5 protein-coding genes and 1 tRNA gene are annotated in these 7,417 nt (G+C 48.3%); 4 read left to right on the top strand and 2 right to left on the bottom strand.

Annotated elements, in window-relative coordinates; all coding sequences use genetic code 11:
* Positions 1-2,429 (bottom strand): carboxypeptidase regulatory-like domain-containing protein (locus tag IID12_09120; protein MCH8289247.1); only part of this gene is annotated, 2,429 nt, incomplete at its 3' end.
* Between the two features lie 472 nt (positions 2,430-2,901).
* Complete coding sequence (locus tag IID12_09115; GenBank protein ID MCH8289246.1) at positions 2,902-3,441, bottom strand: SIS domain-containing protein; 540 nt, start codon at positions 3,439-3,441, stop codon at positions 2,902-2,904.
* 165 nt (positions 3,442-3,606) lie between these two features.
* Here IID12_09115 and IID12_09110 point away from each other — a divergent pair, with 165 nt between their 5' ends.
* The 4 genes from IID12_09110 to IID12_09095 form a co-directional block, all read left to right on the top strand.
* The gene (locus IID12_09110; GenBank protein MCH8289245.1) at positions 3,607-3,858 is read left to right on the top strand and encodes a DUF3098 domain-containing protein; all 252 of its coding nucleotides are present in this window, start codon (positions 3,607-3,609) and stop codon (positions 3,856-3,858) included.
* Positions 3,859-3,870: 12 nt separating this feature from the next.
* A tRNA-Asp gene (locus IID12_09105) sits at positions 3,871-3,944 on the top strand.
* Between the two features lie 181 nt (positions 3,945-4,125).
* A complete protein-coding gene (locus IID12_09100; GenBank protein ID MCH8289244.1) occupies positions 4,126-4,368 on the top strand; it encodes a GIY-YIG nuclease family protein in 243 nt (80 codons plus the stop codon).
* 551 nt (positions 4,369-4,919) lie between these two features.
* Positions 4,920-7,417 (top strand): S8 family serine peptidase (locus IID12_09095; GenBank protein MCH8289243.1); only part of this gene is annotated, 2,498 nt, incomplete at its 3' end.

Genomic DNA, 7,417 nt, shown 5'->3' with positions numbered 1-7,417 from the left:
ATAGTGTTCTCCACCGGTTGAAAATCTCCGCCGTTTACCGAACGGTAAACCGTATAGTATTTAGCTTCCTCATTCACTATCTCGGTCCAGGTGAGTTCATTTCCTGCCGAAACCAGCATTCCGCTGAGATTCGGCGCGTCCGGGATAAGGTTGTCAACCGAATATCCTTCTCCGTGGAAACCCGTGAGGAACTCCTCGCCGAACTCGGTGTGGGCCCTGACCATGAACGTCGACCACCATATCTCCGTAGGAGAAATGCTGTCCCCGAGAGTCGGAGCTACGTAGGAATATTCGGGAAAACCTACATCAGGTATTTCGTCGATGTAGTCCCATAGCTCCTGGGATATCAGTATTTGAGTCTCACTCGGCGCAGCTGCCGGCGGAACCTCTCCCATGTCGATTACCAGTCTCCACAATGTATAAAATTCAACATCAGTGAAGTCGAGAGATGCCGCATTCCATATAACCCGGACCTGTCTACCCTGGTCGTTAGGAATGTCAATGACCGCCATAACGTCGGGCAAGCTGAATCCGGCTCCCTGCTCCAGAAAGAAATCCACAGCGACAGTGTTGTTGTTAACGGTAACCGGACTGACGAAATCGGGCATAAACCCTTCCGCAAAGGCAAACACGGTATACGTTCCGTTGAGAACCGGAAGGAGGTAACTCCCACCCGGACCAGTCCCCGTGCAGTTAAAATCGCCGTCTGTACTATCATCGCTCGCACAGACTCCAGCGAACTCAATCGGATCTCCTGTATCCTTGTCAAACACGGTACCTTCGATATATCCCTCTGCCGAGGAGACATAAATATCTATGTTCGCAGCTCCGGTTTGTACTTCCTCAAAATCCGTAACCACGAATTGATCCATTGAAAGGTGGCACGCTGATACACAATAACCGTTGTTCGGGGAATCCGCAGCGGACGAGACATCTACTGAATAATCCCCGGCCGTTACGTTCATAGCGCTCGTCGTTTTGGAAAAGCCGAGGTCAGAGGTTGCTCTTACAACGATTCCACTCGTCGCAACATCGTCCAGGTAAGTGACTCCGGTGATGGTACCATCAACGGCATGAGCAACCATGTCAATAGAGGTCATGCCTCCGGGCGGGAGGAAAATATGCTCCGTAAACGGGACAAGGTAATTCCCGAGTAGGTCATCCTCATCGGGAAATACAAACCAGTCTCCTCCCACTACGTTAAAGCTGACACTGCCCGATGCGTCCGTCGTTTCCTCGACTCCTATGTCAAAATTATCAGAAAACGCGAAGATGCGAATATTCGGGATAGCCGTCTCTAACCCGTCCTTAAGAGTTACATCTATCGTAGCATCGCCTGTAATGAAATTGAAGTCAACTCCAACCTCATCCCCGGTGACAAATAGGATTGTGAAAGATGGGCTAGGGAACAGACCGCCCGTTACTCCAAAAGCGTCGAACGCCCCAACTAACCAGTAACCAGCCTGGTCAGTGGGAAGATGCAGCGTGTAATTACCGGAAGCATCAGTAGTCGCAAGAGCCGCGTTTTGGCTGCTCTGACCGAAGTCGAAGCAGAATTCATCGAGGCAAGATTCCGCAAACATTATCACGTCCTCATGTGGGCCTCCCACCGTTCCGGAGACGGAAAAACCGGTTGGCACCGAATTTATCCAGAGGGCTGCCGTGTCCGCCGCAGTTCCGTCATCGGCTCTGAACAAAAAACCGTTGTCAGCCAATAGCAGGAAATCATCGTCTTCAAAACCTGATGGATTGAGAGTGATCCTAATGATACCAACTGTGAGGTCCTCGTCCTCAAACCCGTTATCCACGATGAAGTTGTCGTCTTCACCTTCGAACATGTCAAAATCGCCCGCATCGATTTCCTGGTCGCCGTTTGCATCCCAATAAACATTCACGAACGCCGTATCTCCAGCCAGTGAGATAGTTACGACAACCGGATCTCCCACGTTGATGGTGGCAGGATTCGTGCCGTTAAGGAGAATGGTTGTCGTCCCCGCGGCGTAAGCTCCGCCAAGTCCTGTAGACTTTTTGCTCATGGAAAGCTCGGAGACCTTACGCGAGTTTCTGAATGCTTTAAGAATCTTCCACCGGGAGTCCCGGAGCTCATTTATCCTGGCTTGCTCACTAAACCTCTTGTGAAGCACCTTAAGCTCGGGAGACCATTGAACGGCATCGATTCCCGCTTGCACGGCAACTGAGCCGGCATACTCTTTTGTTTCCCAGCCATTGCTTTTGTAAAGCTTCAGCCATTCCAGACCGTCAAACCCGGTTTCGGCATCGACTACCTTAACGCCTTTTCCATCGAGCCGGGAAGTCGCTTTTTTATCTCCGGCTAAAGTGAGGTCAACGTTTGTAAATAAAGCCATCGACAATATCAATATGCCGATTATCCAGGCAATGCCGGCTTTATTTGTAACAAATCCTCTCATTTGTTACTCCTTTTTTTGGTTAAACTGTTATTATCGGTTTTCTCAGTATTGAACATATTCATAATTTCGATTCAGACCTGAATGTTCCAATACGATGTGATGCAAATCTCATCGGTGCGGTATTGATAATTCAGATAATCCGAAAGCGCCTTTTCTCGAACAACAAACCCGCTATTTTCCGGCATAAATTCCCACAATCCTGATCTTCTTTGTAATATCGTCTCACGGCGACCATCTATCGCCGCATCAGTTTCAGTTTTTTAGTACAATTTTCGTGCCAGCTCAACGATGATTACACAAACCTTCTGAACCTGTACCATTAGTCAGAACCCTCATTTGAAATGGATGTATTTTTCGAACAATTCGGCAATAAATTGCCACCCCCTTATCCAGCTCGACTTGAGATTTAAGTCATAATTAAGCAGGTAAAGACATGCAGGAACTCAACCTGAATTGACAATATGTGCAACTATTATGCTTGTTCGGATATGATTCTATCGACTATTGACAGTAGCCATATATGGTGTGTCATTTCGACAACGTTATACTCATCGCTGTCGACCCAGAAGTTAATGTTCCCTAATTTACGGAGCTCATTTTCAGAGCTGAAGCCGCTGAAAGTTATGAGTTTAAGATTCAGTTTCCTGGATAATTCAGCAGCGTTGATAACATTTCGGGATTTACCGCTGCTTGAAATCAGAATCACACTGTCACCCGGATCAGAATATAATTCGATCGACTTTTTAATCCATTCTTCATAGCCGTAATCATTTGCAAAACATGTGATCAGGTCTGATTCGTTAAAATTAATAGATCTGATTCCAGCGCTTTTTGTCAGGTCGACAGAGACGTGACTCGCCATAGCCGCACTCCCCCCGTTACCGGCTATTATTATCTTTTTACCCGCTTTAGAAGTCTCCTGCAAAAGCCGTACGACCTCTTCGAGGTCGGCTGTGCTGACGCTCTCGAGCTTATCGCCGAGCCTCCTAAAATATTTCTCGTAAAATTCCATATTATTCAGAATTCCTGACTGCCTGATTTTGTCATCAACTATTATTTTTAAAGTTATGCCTCACTGTTCTTAGAGTCAAATCCAATAATCCAACACACGATCGATGCCGTTATCTTTTGCTTGACACCCTATTACACTGCTCATATATTTAGCACCGGTTGAGATATGGCAAAAAGAAAATCTGCAAAAAGGAGAACGGCAGGAAGCGAAATCCCCTACGGGAAACGGAATTATCAGATTTTTTTCGCGGGGCTTGCGTTTATAATCATCGGATATATACTGATGTGGAATTCCGAGGTTTACAGCCAGCAAGCATTAACGGTTTCTATTCTGTTCCTGACAGTAGGCTATGTGATTTTGATTCCGCTTGCGATAATTTATATAGGAAATAAAAAGCAGCAAAACGAAACTTCTTAATCTCAGCTAACTGGGGTCGTAGTTCAATTGGTTAGAGCACCGGCCTGTCACGCCGGAAGTTGCGAGTTCGAGTCTCGTCGACCCCGCTGGAAGTTGTCCCGAACGGAGTTCGGGAAGTCTCGTCGACCCCGCTGGAAGTTGTCCCGAACGGAGTTCGGGAAGTCTCGTCGACCCCGCTGGAAGTTGTCCCGAACGGAGTTCGGGAAGTCTCGACAACTTTGTAAGAATCTTGTATAAACTTAAGGAGTTTATCTTATCGAGGTGAATATGTGGTATTTATACATTATTTACTCAAACAAGATTGACCGTTACTATGTTGGTATTACAGAAAATCTAAATTTACGATTAGAAAGGCACAACCTGGGTTGGGGAAGATACACAAAACGTGGTATACCGTGGGTCATGGTACACTCTGAAAAATTTCCTACGAAAGCTAATGCCCTCAAGCGTGAACATGAAATAAAAAAGCATAAAAGCAGAACATATATTGAAAGACTGTCAAATAAATAACGCAGGAAGTTGTCCCGAATAAATTTCGGGAAGTCTCGTCGGCCCCGTAGGAAGTTGTCCAGCGGGCGATTCGTAAATCACCCCTACATTTGATCTGAATATGGAGTGCATCCGGCAGCCAGTCAAAGGCCCGGCTCCTGACGGGCTGCCGGATGCATAATCAACACAGTTGACTCACTCCAAACCGTTTTCGGAAGATGACACCGCCGGACCAATGCCGGGCGGAAACGGCGGGATTTAGGCATAGTCCCGCGGTAAGCGGGGGGTGGTTTTTGTATAAGTGCGGTCAGGGCAAGCCCTGACTCGCACAGAATAATTCCCCTCTAAAAAGAGTAGCGCAGGCGTGATGTGTTTCTTTTCGGAGTGCATCGAGCCGTAGTTCGTCTAAACTCTTGACAAAGAAGCCTCTCCTGTTTAAAATGGATTGTCAGTCAACAAATAACAGATAGCAATAATTTGATTCATCACATTACGAACAACGTTTTTGATACGACTTTCAAAAGTCGAAATATTCAATTGATAGAAATAAAATCCTCAAATAGGAACAGAATATGAGAAATCTTTACAGAATAATCAGATTGATCGTTTTAATAACTCTCTTCATACCGCAATACTCATCGGCGCAGAAAAAAGGACCGCTGAAGGTCGATGCACAGGCAGCCGGACAGAAGTTCCTGCCCGACGTGCTGTTGGTAAAATTCAAAACCTATGCCGAATCCCCGGAGAGTGCCGCATCGGCGAACGCTCTATTGACAATAAACGGCGCTGTAGGTCATGAACGGCTCTTCAAGAGCTTCAAGACGCTGCCGTCGCCGAAAAGCAACGTCCCCGACCTGAGGACGGTGTTCAGGGTATTTCTTGCGCCGGGCAGCAATGTCAAGGCGATCGCGGCGAGACTCTCAGCCGACCCGAGAATAGAATATGCCGAACCCGACTATATCTTTTCCATAGATGGAGATCCCAACGATCCTTTCTATCAATTCCAGTTCCAGTTTCCGCAGGTATCGGCTCCGGACGCATGGGTCATCGCGACGGGTGATCCGACCGTTATTGTCGCTATAATCGACACGGGCGTCGATTGGGATCATCCGGACCTCAAAAACAACATCTGGAACAACGCGGACGAGATCGATGGAAACGGATTAGACGATGACGATAACGGCTACACCGACGACATCCGCGGCTGGGACTTCGTCACGGGTCGAGAGGACGATGCCTGGCCCGGAGAGGACGCCGAAGACCCTGATAACAACCCGATGGACTTTCACGGGCATGGAACGCATGTAGCCGGCATCGCTTCCGCCGCTACAAACAACGCTGTCGGCGTCGCCTCTATATCCTTTGGAATTACGATCATGCCTCTGCGCATCGGCTGGATGACTCCGGACGGAGGGGGACTTGGTTTATCATCATGGATGGCCCTGGCTTATATCTATGCGGCAAATAACGGCGCTCATGTTACAAGTTTAAGTTTCGGAAACAGCAAAACGGTTCTTACCGGCGCGCTATACGCATTCAACAAGGGTGTCGTCATAGTGCATGCAGCCGGCAACGATGACAATGAGATAATTCCCGATGCGCTCGGTACGGTCCCTTGGGCAATCTCTGTCGCTGCACTGACCAACCTCGATAGGAAAGCAGGGTACTCCTCGTACGGCGATTGGGTGACGGTTTCCGCTCCCGGTGGAGATGCTCTGGCTAACGGAAGGGGGATATTGAGCACTATAGTCACGCCATCAGACTTTTATGGCGGTAACAGTTACGTTGAATTTTCGGGCACTTCTATGTCATCTCCGATGGTCGCCGGTCTGGTAGGACTTGTAAAATCGCACTTCCCGGAAATGTCAGCCGCCGAGCTGATGTTCCAGGTCGTCGAGACTGCGGATAACATCGACGTAGTCAATCCTTCCTACATCGGCAAATTAGGCACCGGCAGGATAAACGCCTACCGCGCGCTCACCGAAACGGTCGTCGCGCCTCCCAAGATCCGTCTGAGCAGCGTTACGGTATTCAACATAACAGGCGGGGACGGGGACGGCGTACTTGAAGCCGGAGAGTCCGCCGACATTATGGTGAGTTTCGAAAACAGCTGGGGCGACGCCATAAATCTCAGCGGCACTCTCTCATCGACCGACTGGGCGATTACCATAGATGACAATGCTTCAATTTTTCCCGATATGCCCGGGTTGACTGACCTGAACAATAATGTAACTGACAACTCCGCTGACCTATTCAGCGTAACGGTTAACGCTGACGCCATTCCTCATACGGCTGAATTTTCCCTTGATCTAACTGCGGTTGGTTACACCGAGACGCTTGAATTTCAAATCGGTGTTTTCCAGCCGCTTCTCTTTGTCGACGACGACCATGGAGACAACAACGTAGAGAGTTATTATACGGACACCTTTAATGATTTGAATCTTTCATATATAACGGTTGAAAACTTCTCAAACGGAAATCCACCTGCTAATATGGCTGACTTTCCGCTTGTAATCTGGGGAAGCGAATGGGCATTCCCGAGTCTGGACGCCTCAGACAGAGCGGCAATAGGTACTTATCTCGATGGCGGAGGTAATCTGCTGATAGCCGGTCAGGACATAGGCTGGGACCTGAACGACCCCACAACTGTTTTTGTAAATGAGTTTTTTCTCTCTGGAGGAGCTTCGAAAGACTGGTATGAAAACTATCTCAGGAGCATCTATATCAGCGATGATTCGAACAACGATAATATGGTCGGAGTACCGGGAGATCCTATCGGCGACGGTCTCTCCTTCTCACGTCTCCAACCGGGACTGCTAACTGACGAGCAGTTCCCGAGTGAAATATCAGCCAATACGGGAGCGTCTGAGGTCTTCACTTACACCGGTTCGCCGGGCAACGCGGGCGCCGTGCGATATAAAAACGCGTATGGCGTTGTCAACTTCGCGTTCGGCGGTATCGAATCGATCACAAACAGTGAAATAAGAACCGAGATAGTGCGGAGATCGATTGCATACCTGACAGGACTCGACGTTTCCTTCACGGAGTTGACCGATACAGAACTGATACA

Source organism: Candidatus Neomarinimicrobiota bacterium (genome assembly GCA_022567655.1).
Classification (GTDB): Bacteria; Fidelibacterota; SORT01; order SORT01; family SORT01; genus JADFGO01.
This window is presented reverse-complemented; position numbering and strand designations above follow the sequence as displayed.

What these genes read in the sequence shown, in the direction of transcription:
- IID12_09110 (MCH8289245.1), top strand. Translation starts at nt 3,607, where the DNA reads ATGGCAAAAAGAAAATCTGCAAAAAGGAGAACGGCAGGAAGCGAAATC.
- IID12_09100 (MCH8289244.1), top strand. Translation starts at nt 4,126, where the DNA reads ATGTGGTATTTATACATTATTTACTCAAACAAGATTGACCGTTACTAT.
- IID12_09115 (MCH8289246.1), bottom strand. Translation starts at nt 3,441, where the DNA reads ATGGAATTTTACGAGAAATATTTTAGGAGGCTCGGCGATAAGCTCGAG.